The sequence below is a fragment of the Aeromonas sp. ANP5 genome (genome assembly GCF_963870295.1).
In the GTDB taxonomy this organism is placed as follows: Bacteria; Pseudomonadota; Gammaproteobacteria; order Enterobacterales; family Aeromonadaceae; genus Aeromonas; species Aeromonas veronii.
Map to the genome: position 1 here is coordinate 33,420 of NZ_CAWMRY010000031.1, position 16,378 is coordinate 49,797.

Below are 16,378 nucleotides of genomic sequence, written 5' to 3' on the forward strand. Positions count from 1 at the left end.
CGGACGACAAGGAGAAGAGATTGATGTTTCACCGCGGTGAAACATCAATGGCAAGCAGGGACTAGGGACGTTTGGTATAGATGGGGCTGGGGAAGGAGGCGACGTTGCTGCCCAGATCCGTGATGCGGGCAGCCCCCTGCTTTTTCACCTGATCGATGCGCAGCACCTGATGCATGGGAATAAGGGTCTGGCGCACATCGGCAAATTCGCTCTTGAGCTTCTCGTGACTGGGATCGACGATAAGCGCCGTGTGGTTGTCCCAGACAAAGTCGGCAATCTCGATAAAACCGAACAGCTGGCCCTGATTGACTTCGCGCACATAGACTTCGTAGCGCTCGCTGTGGCAAATAAACTGAACCCGATATAACGCCTTGCTTTCACTCATGATTATCTGTCATTGAGGGGTAAGAAGATGGCCATTATTCTAGCCGCCGTTCTCGCCCCCTCCAATAGACAGAAATCACAGTTGCGGCCTTTCCATGCCGCACCTCACGCCATGACGGTCACCGGATGACGCAGCCACTCAGCCCATCAAGGCAGGCAGTGAGACCGGCCCCAATCCCGCTGCACGCAAACGGCTGGCCAGCTGTTCCAGCTCGGTTTGGTGAGCCTGCGGCCATTGCGCCGCCGCCCCCCGCACCCCGTGGTGGCGAAAGCCGTTGAGGCGAATGGGCACAGGCCCAAGCTGCTGCAAGAAGGCGGCGAGATCCGCGTCCAGCTCACCACTCGCATCCAGAAAATCGCTCTTGCCCGGCACATGGAGCAGCCGCAGTTCGGTCAGCTTGTCGTGGCGTGCCAGCAGTTGCAGCGATGCCAGCACCCGCTCGCGACCATAGCCGGTCAGGGTGTGATGCACCGAGTCACGCCACCCCTTGAGATCGAGCATGGCGCCGTCGAGCACCGGCAGCAGCCGCTGCCAGCCGGTTTCGGCCAGCGAACCGTTGCTGTCGAGCAGGCAACTGAGATGGGTCAGATCCGGCGCGCCCTTGATGGCGGCAAACAGCGCAACCACGAAGGGGAGCCGGGTGGTCGCCTCACCACCGGAGACGGTAATCCCGCTGAGCAAGGGGCCGTAGCGGCGCAGCAGGGCCAACACGTCGTCCACCGTCATGCTGGCCGTCTTGGGATTGGCACTGCGCGGGCAGGCCTCCAGACAGGCGTCGCAATCGGTACAGAGCACCGCCTGCCAATGAACCTTGCCTTCGCTCATGGATAGGGCGCCGCTCGGGCAGACCGCAAGGCAGTCACCGCAATCGTCACACAGCCCGATGGTGTGCGGGTTGTGGCAGCCGGGGCAGCGAAAGTTGCAACCCTGCAGAAACAGCACCAGCCGGTTGCCCGGCCCGTCGACACAGGAGAACGGCAGCACCCTGCTTACCAGGGCGCTGCGTGTTGGCAATACATCAGCCATCGGTGCGAACTCAATACTCGCCGATGGTCGATTCGTGGGCGACCACTCGCGGAGCCCGCTGACGGATGGCGGTCACTTCACTCGCCTCGGCACCAAGACAGGTGGTCTGCAGCCGCGAGCCTTCTTCTGCGAAGCGGGCCACGTCGCTCTTGCGGATCATGTAGCCGGTCACCCGCACCAGATCGCTGTCGGCCACGTTGGCGGTGAACTCGCGCATACCGATGGCGAGCGCCCCCTTGCAGAGCTGCAACAGCGCCTGCGGGTTCTGGCGGATGGTGGGATCCAGCGTCAGGATCTCGCTGATCCCCGAATGGTAATAAGTGTGGTGCGGCGCCAGTGCCAGCACATGGCTTGCCGGATCCGGCTCATGCCCGTAGGGAATGCGCACCCCGGGGGTAACAGCCACATCGATGCTGAGGCCACCTTGCGAATGCAATAAAGCGCGGCCACCCCAGGCATGGGTCTGCGGGGTCGTGGTCACATAGGCGGAAAGCTGGGCCGAGATGCGATAGCCAAGCTGGTTCGCCTCCTCGCCATGGCCGTAGCGATCCGGCAGATTCTCTTTATCCATCAGGATATTGACCGCTTCCGCCATACCGTAGATGCCGAACATGGGGACAAAGCGATCCTCATCCAGCAGCCCCTCCTTGACCAGGAAGCTGTCGAAGAAACCGGACTCATCGTGGAGGAAGGCAGCCCGCGCTTCGATCAGCTGAGAAGCCAAACGGCAGTAGTGGGGCAGCAGGCAGCCGAGGAAGTCGTCGATCCCCTGACACTGCTCGGCGACCCGCTTGAGGGAGATGCGCACCAGGGTATTGGCGCCACCCGCCTGCGGCAGGGCGTTGTAGCAGCTGACGATACCAAAACCACGAGCGTCGAAGGTATCGCGGTGGATCGGGTAGTTGGCGATGTGCGGCTTGCTGCACTCGGCGATGTTCTTCACCGCCTGCAGCAGCAGATCGTCCGGGGTCTGCTCCGGATCGTGGAAGAAGGTGAGGTTCGGCGCTACCTGCTTGAGCTCGTTGTCGATGCGCAGGATCAGGCGGCAGATGCGGTTGTCATCCGGCCCGATGTTGACGTGCATGAAGGCGTCCGGCAGCACCCGATCCAGATAGATCCAGAACCCTTTCAGCTTGCGGTAGAGAGTCTCGTCATCCAGTTCGCCGACAAACGGCAACAGCAGATGGTCGAGCCGACCCAGCCAGACCGGCATGCCGGTGACGGAGGGGACATGGTGATACAGGATGCGCAGGGCGTTGAGCGCCTCGTCGAAATCCTGCGGCGCCGCCAGCTCCAGCCAGGCAGAGCCCTTAGTCAGAAATTTTTCATAGTCCGGCAGCACATAACGCGGCTTGTAGGGGGCGTGCCCTTCGAACATGTCGCAGATAAATCCCTGCTCCATCGCCTCGGCGACTGCGGCAGGCAGGTCGGGGTAGGGCAACGCATTCTCGGCGGCCAGCGCCAGTGCGTGGCTCTTCTGGGCGGCGGAGAGATGGGGATCGCGCACGATGCGCTGACAGGTTTCGATCAAAGACATGGGACACTCCTTCACGGATAGAGCCCATATCCTCACCATTTGCAGGCTTTTTTTGAAGTGACATTCATGACATGACGGATGTCGAATAATGACATCCATTACACAAGATCACGGCTCGCGCTTCACCAAGGCAAGAGCTCGGCTATGCCTCCCAGCCAGCGCAGCAGGAAGAAGCCCCCCATTCCACCCACCACCACAACCAGAGTCGGCAGCCGCAACAGGGTCAAGAGCATCACCCACAGGGTGGCGGTCAGGTAGTCAGGATCCCAGTCAAGACCTATCCCCGGCTCGTAGCTAAAGACGATGGGCAACCAGATGGCAGTCAGCACCGACTGGGCCGAGAAGCCGAGAAACGCCCCCATCTCGGCACCCGGCTGATATCGGGTCAACCGAGAAAAGAAGGCGAAGCGGTTGAAAAAGGTGATCAGGGCCAGCAGGCCAATCATCAGCCAGCTCACGCTACCTCCTCATCCGGTGCAGCACATAGCCCACAACCATGCCAGCCAGAGCCGAGACGATGATGTGGATCTCCGCCAGCAGCGGCTTGGTAAGCAACGCTGTGCCGCCGCTCACCAGCGTGGCCGCCACCATGGGCAAGTTTTTCATGGCGGGAATGGTCATGGCGATGAAGGTGGCCGCGATGGCAAAATCCAGCCCCATGCTGTCCAGTCCATCGATGTACTGGCCGGCCGCGATGCCGAGCAGGGTCGCCAGATTCCAGAACAGATAGAAGACGAATCCCGCGATGAGCGCGTAGGCCGGATCAAAGTGGCCGCTGCGCTCCCGGTCTTTCAGCGCCACAGCGAACATCTCATCAGTCAGGAAAAAAGCAAGGCTGGCCCGCCAGCGCAGGGAGAGCGGCAATACGTCACGGCGGAAGGTGAAGCCGTATAGTAGATGCTGGGAAGTGATCACCATGGTGGAGCCCATGATGGGCAGCAGGGGCGTGCCCGCCCCGAACAGGGTCGTGGCCGAGAGCTGGGCGGCTCCGGCGTAGACCAGCAACGACATCAGCTGAGCCTGAAGCGGACTCAGCCCTGCCTGCAACGCCAAAGCGCCACACAGGATCCCCCAGGGGATCACCGAAATGGAGAGCGGGAGCATATCCAGTGTGGCACGCCACCAGAGCATCCCCGTTCGCTCGGGCACGCTCGTTACTGACATCATGTGATCTTCCTTGTCACAGCCAAAGCGAGCCGAAAAAACTAGCACGGGACAGCAAGCGCTGTCACGTCATCACTGGCGGGAAATAAAACGCCCGCGGAGTCGCGGGCGTGCACAAGGGGATCAGGGCTCGATGACGATGGGCGTACCCGGATCAATCGCGTCCCACACCTCATCCAGCTCGTGGTTGAGCATGGCGATGCAGCCGTTGGTCCAGTTGGAAGGCTGAACCCTGCGGTTGCCAATGCTGTTGCGCTGGCCGTGGATCATGATCATGCCACCCGGACGAACACCCAGCTCATTGGCGCGCTTGATGTCATCCAGGTTCGGATAGTTGATATGGATGGCTTTGTAGTAGCCGGAATTGGTCTTCTTGTAGTCGAGGGTGTAGCGCCCTTCCGGCGTACGCTGATCCCCTTCCTGCTGCTTGTGCCCCTTGGGCGCCGGGCCCAGAGCAATCCAGTAGCGCTTCAGTTCTTTGCCATCCTTCATCAGGGTCAGGCTATAGGTCGACTTCTTGACCACCACCAAATCGGCTTTTTCGGTCAAGGCAAAACTCAATGCGGGCCAAAGCCCCAACAAACACAGTAATACGGCTCTCATTCCATCCCTCGACAAGCCTCTGGTGCGGGCTTTTCTTGTTACCAGATCATCTGAACGATGCCCGCCGAGCGGCGAGCGAGCGCCATGATATTGGATCGCCATCAATACTCAATATGCCCGGCAAAACATATCTTGCCGCAGCAAGGCCATCTTCCTTGGACACCGTCATTTGGCATTAGTAATTAACAGTTAAAACAACAAGATACCAAAAATTATCGCGCTGGCACCCGGGGCAATGATCGGCGAAGATAACACTCCACTCCCCGACAGGATCATGCCATGCGCTCTTCGTGCCGCCTCGCCACCCTGCTGTTCTCGCCACTCCTGCTCTGGCTGCCCGCCAGTGTCGCAGCCGATGCACTCTGGCTGCGCGAGCCCGCCCTCTCCCCCGATGGCAAGCGGCTTGCCTTCACCTGGCAGGGGCGCATTTTTGTTGCCAGTGCCGAGGGTGGCCCCGCTATGGCGCTCACCGGCAGCGACTACCTGAGCCAGCGGCCAATCTGGTCGCCGGATGGCAAACAGCTCGCCTTTGCCGCCAATCTCTACGGCAACGAAGATGTGTTCGTGGTGCCCGCCAGCGGCGGCGAGATGGTGCGCCTCACCCGCGATTCGCGCACCGATCTGCCGCAAGCCTTCAGCGCCGATGGCAAACGGCTGCTGCTGAGCAGCCAGCGCCTGGGGGCGCCCGATGCCGACCATTTTGTCGCGGAAGGCTACCAATGGGGCGAGCTCTACTGGACCCCGATCACCGGCGGCACCTTGCAGGCCGATCTGCCGCTGCCTGCGACCCTAGCCCGCCCCCACGGGGAGCGGCTCGCCTATCAGATGCCCGCGACGGATCAACCCTTTCGCAAGCATCAGCACTCGTTCGCGGTGCCCCGTCTCTGGTTGTTTGATGGCAAGCAGCACAAGCAGCTGACCGAAGATCGGGTGGCGGCCACCGATCCGGTCTGGAGCGACAAGGGAGATACCCTCTTTTACCTGAGCGAGCGCAGCGGCGATTTCAACGTCTGGCGCCGGGATCTCGCCAGCGGCAAGGAGCAACAGCTGACCCACTATCAGGGCCATCCGGTGCGGGGGCTCAGCGCCTCTCGCAGTGGCGATCTGGTCTGGTCATGGCTGGGGGAACTCTATCGCCTCGATGCCGGTAGCAGCGAGCCACGCAAGCTGACCCTCACCCCGCAAGTGGCGAGCACGCCGGATGAGGCGAACGAGGCCCTGACCCTGGCAGACGAAGCGCTGGTCAGCGAAGAGGCGGACGAGCTGATCCTGGTGAGCGAGGGCAACCTGTTTGCCGTCGACCCCGAGCGGGAGCGGGTGCGCCAGCTGACTCGTGACCCGAGCGAGCAATCCAGCCCCCTCTTTGCCGAACAGGGACGCGCCCTCATCTATCTGTCGGAGCAGCAGGGGCACGCCGCCCTCTATCGCCTGCGCAAGGGGGACCCTGATCTGCTGTTCAGCGATCCCGGCACTTTGACCGAGAGTCTGCTGCTGGCCATTTCCGGCAAGGGGATCAGCCGTCCGGTGCTCTCCCCCGACGGCAAGCAACTCGCCTTCGTGGTGGATGGCCAGGCCATCCATCTGCTGGATCTGGCGAGCAACAAGCAGCGGGAGCTGGTGCCTGCCAGCTTCAACCCGTCTCGCCACGAGGTGCATCTCGCCTTTGCCCCCGACTCACGCCATCTGGCGCTCACCTTCCGCCCCGATGCGGCAGAGCAGGAGATCGCGGTGATCGATACGGCCAATCCCAAGGCCAAACCGGTCAATGTCAGCCTCAACGGCTATCAGGATGGGCAACCGGGCTGGAGTCAGGATGGCGCCATTCTCTACTGGCAATCGACCCGGTTTGGCGCACTGGGGCCTGATGGCGAGCCCCTCGTCACCAACCTGCTCGGCATTTACAGCAGCCGCGCCGCCAGAGCCGATGCGATGGCCGAAATGGAGCCGCCGAAAGGGGGATACGGCTTTGAGAGCGATCGCCTCAACCATCGGGAAGCGCTGCTGTTGCAACCCACCGGCACCCTGCTCGCCAGCCGCATCATCGGCGACCAGCTGATCTATCTGGTGGAGGAGATGGGGGTCAACAGCGAGAGCGAGATCAAGGGCTACAGCCAGGATCTGCGCAAGGGCAAAACCAGCGAACTGTTTGGCGAGCAGCCCGGCCCTGCGCTGGCAAGCCTCAACCAGCAGGGCACCCTGGCTACTCTGGTGCGGGATGGGGAGATCACCCGGATCCACCTCGACTCCGGCGAGGCCACCAGCGCCCCCTTCGCCTTGCAGCCCACCAGCCGCTGGCAGGAACGCATGACCGCCGCCTTCGATCAGATCGCCCGGCTCACCCGGGACGAGTTCTATCTGGACGATATGAACGGGGTGAACTGGGACAGCTATGTCGCCGCTTACCGCCGCCTGCTGCCGGGCATCGGCAACCCGCGGGACTTTGGCAACCTGCTGGCGGAGCTGGCTGGCGAGCTCAATGTCTCCCACACCTGGGGCAGCGGCCACGCCCCCTTCCCTCGCATGGCGGACGAGACCGCCAGCCTGGGTGGCTACTGGCAGGATGGCGAGCAAGGGGTCGAGCTCACCGCCATGCTCTCTGGCGGCCCGCTGGATCAGGAGAGCGATATCGCCCCGGGCGCCCGCCTGCTCGCCATCAACGGCGTCCCGATTGCCAATCTGGCCGAGCTGGATCAAGCCCTCAACCATCAGGCCGGTGCCCGACTCGCCCTCACCTTCCAGCAAGAGGGCAACAAGCAAACTGACGAGGTGGTGCTCACCGCCATCGACAAACAGCAGGAGTACCAACTGCAACAGGATCGCTGGATTGAGAAACGGCGGGAGCTGGTGGCCAGCCTGAGCGGAGGACGGGTCGGCTACGTCTATCTGCCGGCAATGAACAGCGAGGTCTACGATGCGGTGGTGGCGGATGCCCTCGGCAGACAGCGCAATCGCGATGCGCTGATCGTCGATGTCCGCTTCAACAGCGGTGGCTATCTCGCCAATACCCTGGTGGAGTTTCTGACCGGCAGCGGCAGCGCCAAGGGGATGGCCAGCAGTTGGCCCCGTCAGGGCAAGGGGGAAACCGATGCCGCCACTCGCCAGTGGACCAAGCCTTCGGTTGTGCTGGTCAACGCTGGCAGCTACTCGGAAGGTTCCGCCTTCCCCGAGTACTACCGTGCCCTCAAGGTCGGCCCCATCGTCGGCGATCCGGTGCCCGGCACCGGCACCATGGTCTACAGCCACGACTCCCGGCTGATCCCGGGCCTCTCCTACGGCATTCCGACCCTGGGGCTGCGCAAACCGGACGGCACCTTCTACGAGAATCAGGAGCTGATCCCGGATCTGCAGGTGCCCCTCACTCCCGCCGACATGGTGGCCGGGCGCGACCCGCAACTGGAGGCGGCGGTTCAAGCCGCCCTCAAGCAGTTGCCCGCCAGCGCCAAATAACGGCGCCCATCGAGCTCAACGAAAGCGGAACAGCTCGCGATGCAGATGCCCGTCCGGCAACAGCCGGGTCAGGGCATCTGCCATCCCCTCCGGCCCGCAAAACCACACCTGCTCGGGCGCATCCTGCGCGATGCGGGCCAGATCCAGCCGCCCGGCCGCCTTGTCCAGATGCAGCTGATAGCACACACCGGTGCGATGACAGAGCTCAGCCAACCGTCGGTGGTAGACAGCCCCCGCCAGATCCGGCGCGCACTGGATCAGGGTGATCCCCTCGCCGCGCTTCCCACGGGCAGCCAGCCCCTCCAGCCAGGCCACAAACGGCGTGATACCGATCCCGGCCCCCAGCCAGAGGGCTCGCCCTCCCTCTTGCGGCGCGACAAAGGCGCCATAGGGCCCGGTCACCACCACCCCATCCCCGATGCGCGCCCCTGCCACCAGCTGACGGGTATGATCCCCGAGCGCCCGCACCGCGATCACCAGCTGGCGCCGATCCGCCGACACCCGCACCAGGGTAAAGGGGTGCGGCCCCTCTTTGGCGTCAAATTCGAAAAAGGCAAACTGACCCGGGCGGTAATGGGCGAGCGGCCTCTCCAGCTGCATGGTCAGCTCGCAGGTCTGATCCGCCAGAGCCCGCACAGCAATGACACGGCCCGGATGGCGATCCCGCGCTCCCACTTGTCCCAGCAGGGAGTAGAGGGCCCCGATAGCGCCGATCCCGCCGATCAACCAGATCGATACCCCAACCGGCGTCATGGCTCCCACCTGAGGCAGCAGGCAGAGCCCGTGCCCCCACCCCGCCAGATAGATGAGCGGCGCCAGTCTGTGGATCAGCCGAAAACGGCCATAACTCACCAGCGCCAGCAAGCTCACCACCACCAGCGCGATCAGCAGATAGAAACTCCACTCACCCAGGGTATTGCCAAGGGCATGGAGCGAGATGCCATTGCCTGTGCCAGCCCCAGCACCGCTGGCCCCACGCCGCGCAGGACGACTCAGCCACCCCGCCGAGACTGCCCACTTGGGCACCTCCACCACCAGCCAATGCGCATTGAGCGCCAATGCACCGCCGATGGCCGTCTGACGGTGCAATCGCAACATCCGGTCCAGACCGCCACACCATACTTCCAACTGCGGCAAGCGCAACGCCAACAACAGCGAAATCGCCATATAGGCCATCCCCAGCAGGCCGGTCAGTAACAACATCTCATGGCGCCAGGGCCACACCCCGTTGGCATCCCCCGCATAACCGAGCCACCAGACCCCGACCGCCAGCAGCGGCAACAGCCACCACATCCATTTGTTCGTCATAACATGCTCCCTGGTTCCATCGCGGCAGGGCCTCATCTCCCTGCTCATGGCACCATTGCACACCCGTCCGGTCACAAGACTTTGCCAGAGGGGGAAGCTTGTGTGGCAATGTGTGACAAACGGAAACAAAAGAGGGGCCGACCGGCCCCTCGTGATCACCCTTGTTGGCTCGCCCCTATTCATAGGAGATGGCGCACAATTCGCCTCCGCTGTGATTGACGATCCGCCAGCAAGAGGAATCAAATGGGGACGTTACATATTTGCGGCGGAAAGCCTGCTGCCCACTCTTCCGGACAAGGAGATCCCCTTGCTTTCATCCACCGAACAACGCTACTGCCCGAGTTGTCAGCGCGAGACCAACCATGTCGTGGTGCTGGTCGACAAATCCTATGGAAAAGAGGTGAAACCAGAGCAAAAGCGCACTGCATTTATCAAAGACTTCATTACCGGCTGGGCCGCCGGCCCCTTTCTGGCCAACATGGCTCGCTTTGAACGCCACACCATCTGTGAAAATTGCGGAAATAAAGTTATTGATGAATGAAAAATTAGGGGCAAAACGACTGGTTTTGGGAGTGTCGGCGACATCACGATGGCAAACCGGCCCGGAAAAAACGCTCCGGGTACCCCGCCCGCTTCGCAGTGCTTGATCGGTGATAAAAAGTGAGGGGCCGACTGGCCCCTCATGCTCACGGCGCTTTCGGGGCCGCTCGCTTGCCCACCAGCCGGTGCAGCAGCTTGTTGTATTTCGCCCAGGAGTGGATCAACAGGAAGATGCCGAACAGCAGGGCCAGAAACAGTTGTCCCACCTCGATGGCATCCAGCGAACCGATAAAGCTCTCATCTTCCTCCGTCTCCAGATAGTTGAACCAGGGTTGCAGCGCCAGAAACAACCAGCCCCCCCAGGTCACCAGCAGGATCAGCAGATCCCGCAGCTGGTACTTCCAGCTGCGCCGGGCGCCGTTGCTGATGATCATCTCGTTCGCCAGCTTATGCTTTGTCACGGAACGACTCCCCCCTGTCAGGACTCTCCCACACCGCCAGCTGGCCACGGCGACGCAGGATCGCCTTGGGCACCGCCACCACCACGGTCACCAGATTGAGCAGCCAGTAGATGAGCGGATACCAGACGCACCAGATAAAGCTGCGGGCCATGCTCTTGTCGTAGTGGTTGTCGATAAAGATGCTGACCCCGAACTGCACCAGACAAATCGCGGTCATCATCACCCCGCTCCACTGGAACAGGTGGCCCACCGCCAGCCCGCTCACATCAGGCTCAATCAGCCAGATCAGCGCCAGCAGCAACATGCTGTAGCACCAGGCCACGCTGGAGAGATACTCCAGCAGCAGCAGCCAGAAGCGTCGGTTGCGCCAGCGCATCGCCTGCAACCCGTAGCGTAGAAACACCTCGGCGCCACCCTGCGCCCAGCGCAGCCGCTGCTTGTAGAGACCGCGTACCGTCTCCGGCATCAGCACCCAGCAGAGCGCCTGGGGCTGATAGTGGATGAGCCAGCCGGCCAGCTGCAGCTTCCAGCTGATGTCGATATCCTCGGTCACCATGTCATTGCTCCAGCCACCGACCGCCTCGACCGCCAACTTGCGAAAGGCCACCACCACCCCGGAGACGGTGAAGACGGTACCGTAGATCCGCTGGGCCCGCTTGATGAGGCCGATGATGGAGCTGAACTCGCCGGTCTGGATCTTGCCGATGATGGTGGAGCGGGTGCGCACCCGCGGGTTGCCGGTGACCGCCCCGACCCTCGGGCTCTCGATGAAGTGCTTCACCATCCAGCGCACCGCGTCATAGTCGAGCACCGCATCCCCGTCGATGCCGACCAGGATCTCCCCGCTGGCAACGGCCAGCCCGTTGTTGAGCGCCATCGCCTTGCCCTGATTGTGCTGGTGGAGCACGGTCAGGCGCGGATCCTGCTGCGCCAGCCGATCCAGCCGCGCGCCTGTGTCGTCCTTGCTGCCGTCGTTGATGGCCAGCACCTCAAAATCGGGATAGCGCTGGCGCAGCAGGTGGCCGATGGTCTCCTCGACATTGGCCCCCTCGTTGTAGCAGGGCACCATCAGGGTCACCCTGGGGTAATAGGGGAGCTCCAGCCCCCGCTTGGCCAGCGCGATATCCCTTCGCTCCCACTGGAAGTAGTAATAGAGACCGCCACAAACCCACACCATGGCCATCAGACTGGGATAGGCCAACGTAAAGATGGCTATCCCTTCCAGAAGATCCTTCACTGCATCGCCTCCCCTTGGGTGGCTTTAGCGGTACTGACTGCGACCGGCGTCGCCGGCAGCTGGGTCGGCTGAGGCTGGGTCTGCACCGAGAAGACCGGCTTGAGCACGGCCGGATCCGGCTGGTTGTTGTGAAAATCATCCGGGTAGTAGCCAAAGTTGGTCACCCCCTTGCGCTGGATGATCTGCATCCAGCGCACCAGCTCGGCATCGGGGATAGGCTGGTCGGTGCGCCAGTTGCGACTCTGCAATTCGAACACAAGCCGATTGGCCGGCACCTGTGCCAGTGAATCCTCCGCCAGCCTGGCCAGCCACTCATCGGGGTTTTCTGCCTGCTCCATATAGGGCATCGCCATTACAGCGGTGTAGTCATAGGCCTTGGCAAACGCCGCCATGCTCTGGGCAAACCACTGCTGGGATTGCGGCTCTGTCACCAGCGCCGCATAGATGTTGCGGGCAGTCTTGAGACCATCGGCGCCCCCTTGCCGGTAACGAGCGGCGGCATCACGCAGCGCCATGGTGAAGTCGATCAGCAGATCGGTCTTCTGCTCCCCCTGTGCCTGCAGCGCATTCGGGGTGCGAGCCAGCGGCATCGGCCCCTCGTAGTCGCTGAGGAAGGCGTCGTCATGGAACAGCAGGCCATCGAACTTGGTGTAAAAACCGAGATCCTCATAGATATCCAGCAGCAGCTGACGGCTGGCAGGATCCCAGGGCGAGAGGCGCAGATACTGCCCCTTGGCGGGGGCGCCGGTACGGCTGTCGGTGACATAGGCGTGGTTCGGCCCCATGTCGTAGGCCATCACCGGCATCCAGGCGAACACCTTGACCCCGGCACGGGTCTTGAGCTGCCAGGACACCCGATTGAAGAGATCCGCCTTGACCGGCATATGACGGTTGGGGAAATAGAGCGCCTCCGCTACTCCGTCGCCGTTGTCATCGGCATAGGCCTGCAGATAGACGGTGGTGATACCGTAACCCTTGATCCGGTCCAGCAGCATGTCGATGTTCTTGTTCATCTGCTGCGGATCCTTGTCGTAGACATAGTCCAGATCCACGTGCACCAAGCGCTCCACCTGCCGCTCCCAGGTGTTGCCCCCCATGATCTCGTCCAGAGTTTCGAGGCTGGTGTCCTCCTCCAGCAGATAGCGGCGCACCGTGCTGCCCGAGTCACTCAGCTTGTTGAGCCCTTCCGCCAGGGTGAAGGTGTATGGCATCCCCGCCGCACGGGCCAGCTCCAGCGCCGTCTGGTTGAAGGCGCCGTAGGGCCAGACCAGGATCCGTGGTGCCCGACCGGTCTGCTCCCTGAGCTGGCTGGCTGATGCGTCGAAGTCCGCTTTTATCCGGGCCCGATAGTCGGCCATGCTCTCATAGCCATTCTGGCTCCAGCCTGCGGTGGTCACCGCCGGCTGCACGTTGCCCTGCGGGTTGGCAAGCAGCCCGTAGTGGGAGGTGAAAGTGTGGGAGGCCAGCTCCACCAGTCCGGAGTCCTGCATCTCGCGGATCTGCGGCCAGCCGACGAAGTAGCTGCGTGGCAGCTTGTCATTGCCGTACGGGACCATCTTGTCATCGGCCACATCCAACCAACTGCCCACCAGCGCAAAGACCGCCGGATAGTTGTAGAGCTTGAGCAGCGGATAGACCAGCCGGTAGAAGCTCTCGTAGCCGTCGTCGAAGCTGAGCAGGATCGCCTTCTCCGGCAGCTGTGCTTTGCCCGCTTTGGCATCCAGGATCTGCTGGAAGCTGACCGGGTGATAACCCTGCTGCTTGATCCAGTTGAAGTGGCGGATCAGGGTGTCGCGCCGGATGGTCTGGGGATAGAGCTTGAGGTTGGGGGTCAATTTCAGATCGACGATATCGTGGTAGCAGAGCACCACATAGTCATCAGGTTGCCGGGCTGCCTGCGTCAACGAAGGCAGCAGTGCAAGCAGCAAAACGAAAGGAGCAAGCCAGCGTCTCATCACATGAAACTCCATTGCAGATTGGCGAAGATGAAATTTCCGAACTCGGGGTTGCCGTCATAGATGGCCTGACGGCGGCCCAGGCCATAGCCCAGGCTGAGAGCGGGAGAGAGGATCCAGTCATGGCGATAGCTGAGCTGCCACCCCTGATCGCTGCCATAGCCCTGCTGCCAGTAGTGGTTACCACTCATGGTCAGGCTCTGCAGCAGGGAGCGACGCCCATCCAGCGGCAGCCGGTAGCGCCCCGCCAGCTCCAGCTCCAGATTGCGATCCTGCAAGGGATTGAAGTAGTCAACCTCCACCGCCTCGTTGCGGGAGGTGGCACCACGCAAAGTGGTATCGAACCACCAGCGATCCCGGCGCCAGAGATCCTGACGCAGCCAGCCAGAGGCCGTCAGCCGCCGGTTGCCATCGCTGATATCCATCTGCTCCAGTCGCAGTGCCCCCTCGCGGGTCTCATCCTGACGCCAGCCCAGATCGAGCTGGTATTGATCGGCGTAGTTGCCGCGCGCCAATGCCCGCAGCGGGGTGTCGGCACTGTTGAGATTGATGGCTGCACCCAATGTCCAGTGATCATCCAGCCGCCAATCGAGGCGACTCCAGAGATAGCCTTTGTGGTTGAGCTCGCTGCCCGTGCCCCCCTCCAGCGTCAGTTGCAGCGGGTAGAAAAAGATCTCGGCCCCCAGCCCGGTATAGGCGGTGCGCTCGGGCTGCTGGTCGAACTCGCCAAAGCTGCCCTGACGACGGACAAACAGCCGATCACCGCCATCAGTGCGAGCGCTGTAGAGGCGGCTGTCGTAGCTCCAGTCACGGCTGGCCTGCACCGAGCCCCCTTCGTTGCGGCCATGGGTCAAGTCGGTGACAAATTGTGGCGCCTGCTCCAGAGCCAGCCGCTGCTGCAACTCCTGACGATCCCGGGTCAGGTTGCCAAGGGTGCGCACGGCCTGCGGCGTGCCCTGCCAGTCGCCCTTGTCGAGCCGGGCGTTGAGGCGACCGGGCTCGGCCAGCACGGTGCGTCCGGCAGGCAGCCAGCGCACGGCCTGCCGATACGCCTGCTCGGCCCCGTCGGGATGACCCCGCCAACGGCGGATATCCCCCAGTTGCAGCCAGAGCCAGGGATTGGCTGGCGCGGTTTGCAGCCACGCTTCCAACTGCGCCTCTGCGGCGCCCGCCTGACCACGCCAGGCCTGCAGCAAGGTTTTCAGCTGCAATACCTTCTCGTAGTCGTCGTTGGCCATCCGCATGTTGCCGGTGAAATCCCAGCGAGTCGGTGGCTCCTGCCAACCGGCCAGCAGACCCTGTGCCGCACCATAGCGCTCGCCATCCGAATAGGCGTAGAAGCGCTTCTCCAGCAGCCGCTTGTCTTTGGCCCGTGCCGGCGTCGCCAGTTGCCGGTAAATCACGGAGGCCTCATCCACCCGTCCCAGCCCGGCCAGAGCATCGGCGCGCGCCTCCAGCACATAGTCAGGCAATGGCCCTTCGGCCTGCAGCGTAGCGGACTCCCGTTCGGCCCGGGCAAAATCGCCAAGGGCTACCAGGGTCACCACTACATCGCGACGGGCACTGATATAGAGCACATGATCGTGGGGGGCGCGGGCCAGGATCCGCTCTTGCAGCGCAAGAGTGCGGGTCAGGGAGCGGCGGGCCAGCACCGGATCCTCGGTCTGGGCCGAGATCCGCAGCAGATTGACCGCCTGGTAGTAGTCGAGCCAGAGCCGGTCGACCGGTTTGAACAGCTTGGGGTAACGGCCCATCAGGTCTGCTGCCGCAGGCCCCGCCCCCAGGCTCACGGCTACCCGATAGAGCGCCAGCACCTGCTCGTGATTATCCGGTTCCAGCTCCAGCCACTGCTGGCGGGCCAGCAGCTCGCCCATGGGATCCTCACCCTGGCGGGCGGCATAGATGCGGGCTACGAGGATCGCCTGGTCGCGGCCGAAACGGGCTTCATAATCAGCCGCTGCGCTGCGGGCAAGCTCGCGGTTGCCCTGATCACTGGCAGTGAGAAACAGCCCGAGCCAGCCATTGCGGTTGGCCGGATCGCGTCCCTGCAGGATGCGGTAATAGCTGATCGCTTCGGAGTAGCGCTTCTCGTCGCGGGCGGCACGGGCCAACCCTTCCAGCGTACTGTTGCTGATGGGGCTGAGCTCGCACGGCTCACAGGCGGCCAGCGCCCACTTGCGATCACCCCGCCACAGCTGCACGGCGATCAGATCATCGAGCACCTTGCCATCACCACTTTGTCGATAGAGAGCATCCAGCCCATGCGCTGCCGCATCCAGCTCTCCCGCCCGGGCCTTGATGACCCAGGCTTCACGCACTCTGTCCACCTCACTGGCACACACCAGCAGGGGCAACAGCGCCAACATCAAAAAGATGCGATTCATTCGCAACATACCACCCATAACAAACGCTGGTCATATCGTCCCTGCACGACCATACGGATATACACACCCGTCCGCTCCTGCCTGATGAGCAAGAGGGCTTCCTGACTTGTGTGCTGATTTCGAGGGTGAAAGGCGGGCAACGGCCAGCACCTTTCCTATGTGCGGCCCAGCCATCTCCGGGCGGAGATCTGAGGCTTTCCGAACCCGATTCACATCGGGAGTGGCAAGGAGGGCGATTTTGCAGCTGTGGACAATTTAGTCAATCCGACAAGATGGGAATGGTTCTCAAAAAGATGAATAGATCAATCTTTATGCACAAAGATGAGAGCAA

General features: G+C 62.4%; 13 protein-coding genes. 2 read left to right on the forward strand and 11 right to left on the reverse strand.

Annotated features, from left to right (window positions below):
- Window positions 1–61: 61 nt before the first annotated feature.
- From AACT07_RS16590 to AACT07_RS16615, 6 genes are all read right to left on the reverse strand, one after another.
- Window positions 62–385, reverse strand: a complete 324-nt coding sequence (locus AACT07_RS16590; protein ID WP_005340296.1) for a DUF1820 family protein — start codon at window positions 383–385, stop codon at window positions 62–64.
- Between the two features lie 138 nt (window positions 386–523).
- On the reverse strand, window positions 524–1,411 hold the full coding sequence (locus AACT07_RS16595) for a YjjW family glycine radical enzyme activase (RefSeq protein WP_069528981.1): 888 nt from the start codon (window positions 1,409–1,411) through the stop codon (window positions 524–526).
- Between the two features lie 10 nt (window positions 1,412–1,421).
- Window positions 1,422–2,948: a YjjI family glycine radical enzyme gene (locus tag AACT07_RS16600; protein WP_069528983.1), complete on the reverse strand. Its 1,527-nt coding sequence runs from the start codon at window positions 2,946–2,948 to the stop codon at window positions 1,422–1,424.
- A gap of 122 nt (window positions 2,949–3,070) precedes the next feature.
- Window positions 3,071–3,406 carry an AzlD domain-containing protein gene (locus tag AACT07_RS16605; protein WP_005340292.1) on the reverse strand — a complete coding sequence of 112 codons (336 nt, stop codon included), beginning with the start codon at window positions 3,404–3,406 and terminating at the stop codon, window positions 3,071–3,073.
- Window position 3,407: 1 nt separating this feature from the next.
- Entirely contained in the window at window positions 3,408–4,115 is a 708-nt protein-coding gene (locus AACT07_RS16610) for an AzlC family ABC transporter permease (RefSeq protein ID WP_005348822.1), read from the reverse strand.
- A 120-nt stretch (window positions 4,116–4,235) separates the two neighbouring features.
- Window positions 4,236–4,715 (reverse strand): L,D-transpeptidase family protein, encoded by a 480-nt coding sequence (locus AACT07_RS16615; protein ID WP_005340284.1) that lies wholly within the window; start codon window positions 4,713–4,715, stop codon window positions 4,236–4,238.
- 279 nt (window positions 4,716–4,994) lie between these two features.
- Here AACT07_RS16615 and AACT07_RS16620 point away from each other — a divergent pair, with 279 nt between their 5' ends.
- A complete protein-coding gene (locus tag AACT07_RS16620) occupies window positions 4,995–8,162 on the forward strand; it encodes a S41 family peptidase (protein WP_069528984.1) in 3,168 nt (1,055 codons plus the stop codon).
- A gap of 15 nt (window positions 8,163–8,177) precedes the next feature.
- Here AACT07_RS16620 and AACT07_RS16625 read toward each other — a convergent pair whose 3' ends face one another.
- Window positions 8,178–9,470 (reverse strand): ferredoxin reductase family protein, encoded by a 1,293-nt coding sequence (locus AACT07_RS16625; RefSeq protein WP_069528986.1) that lies wholly within the window; start codon window positions 9,468–9,470, stop codon window positions 8,178–8,180.
- Window positions 9,471–9,621: 151 nt separating this feature from the next.
- Between AACT07_RS16625 and AACT07_RS16630 the strand changes: the two genes are divergently transcribed.
- Complete coding sequence (locus AACT07_RS16630; protein WP_253182273.1) at window positions 9,622–10,011, forward strand: hypothetical protein; 390 nt, start codon at window positions 9,622–9,624, stop codon at window positions 10,009–10,011.
- A 145-nt stretch (window positions 10,012–10,156) separates the two neighbouring features.
- On the opposite strand, the gene AACT07_RS16635 is transcribed toward AACT07_RS16630, so the two are convergent.
- Genes AACT07_RS16635 through pgaA form a run of 4 tightly spaced genes read right to left on the reverse strand, consistent with a single transcriptional unit; the run spans window position 10,157 to window position 16,047 of the window.
- Window positions 10,157–10,471 (reverse strand): hypothetical protein, encoded by a 315-nt coding sequence (locus tag AACT07_RS16635; protein ID WP_069528989.1) that lies wholly within the window; start codon window positions 10,469–10,471, stop codon window positions 10,157–10,159.
- Window positions 10,458–11,708: a poly-beta-1,6-N-acetyl-D-glucosamine synthase gene (pgaC, locus tag AACT07_RS16640; RefSeq protein ID WP_083249994.1), complete on the reverse strand. Its 1,251-nt coding sequence runs from the start codon at window positions 11,706–11,708 to the stop codon at window positions 10,458–10,460. The genes AACT07_RS16635 and pgaC overlap by 14 nt, the downstream gene beginning before the upstream one ends.
- Window positions 11,705–13,663, reverse strand: a complete 1,959-nt coding sequence (pgaB, locus tag AACT07_RS16645) for a poly-beta-1,6-N-acetyl-D-glucosamine N-deacetylase PgaB (RefSeq protein ID WP_069528991.1) — start codon at window positions 13,661–13,663, stop codon at window positions 11,705–11,707. The genes pgaC and pgaB overlap by 4 nt, the downstream gene beginning before the upstream one ends.
- Window positions 13,663–16,047 carry a poly-beta-1,6 N-acetyl-D-glucosamine export porin PgaA gene (gene pgaA / locus AACT07_RS16650; RefSeq protein WP_253182274.1) on the reverse strand — a complete coding sequence of 795 codons (2,385 nt, stop codon included), beginning with the start codon at window positions 16,045–16,047 and terminating at the stop codon, window positions 13,663–13,665. Before pgaA ends, pgaB begins: the two co-directional genes overlap by 1 nt.
- Window positions 16,048–16,378: the final 331 nt, after the last annotated feature.

What these genes read in the sequence shown, in the direction of transcription:
- pgaA (WP_253182274.1), bottom strand. Translation starts at nt 16,047, where the DNA reads ATGAATCGCATCTTTTTGATGTTGGCGCTGTTGCCCCTGCTGGTGTGT.
- AACT07_RS16625 (WP_069528986.1), bottom strand. Translation starts at nt 9,470, where the DNA reads ATGACGAACAAATGGATGTGGTGGCTGTTGCCGCTGCTGGCGGTCGGG.
- AACT07_RS16610 (WP_005348822.1), bottom strand. Translation starts at nt 4,115, where the DNA reads ATGATGTCAGTAACGAGCGTGCCCGAGCGAACGGGGATGCTCTGGTGG.
- AACT07_RS16600 (WP_069528983.1), bottom strand. Translation starts at nt 2,948, where the DNA reads ATGTCTTTGATCGAAACCTGTCAGCGCATCGTGCGCGATCCCCATCTC.
- AACT07_RS16590 (WP_005340296.1), bottom strand. Translation starts at nt 385, where the DNA reads ATGAGTGAAAGCAAGGCGTTATATCGGGTTCAGTTTATTTGCCACAGC.
- AACT07_RS16615 (WP_005340284.1), bottom strand. Translation starts at nt 4,715, where the DNA reads ATGAGAGCCGTATTACTGTGTTTGTTGGGGCTTTGGCCCGCATTGAGT.
- AACT07_RS16620 (WP_069528984.1), top strand. Translation starts at nt 4,995, where the DNA reads ATGCGCTCTTCGTGCCGCCTCGCCACCCTGCTGTTCTCGCCACTCCTG.
- pgaB (WP_069528991.1), bottom strand. Translation starts at nt 13,663, where the DNA reads ATGAGACGCTGGCTTGCTCCTTTCGTTTTGCTGCTTGCACTGCTGCCT.
- AACT07_RS16595 (WP_069528981.1), bottom strand. Translation starts at nt 1,411, where the DNA reads ATGGCTGATGTATTGCCAACACGCAGCGCCCTGGTAAGCAGGGTGCTG.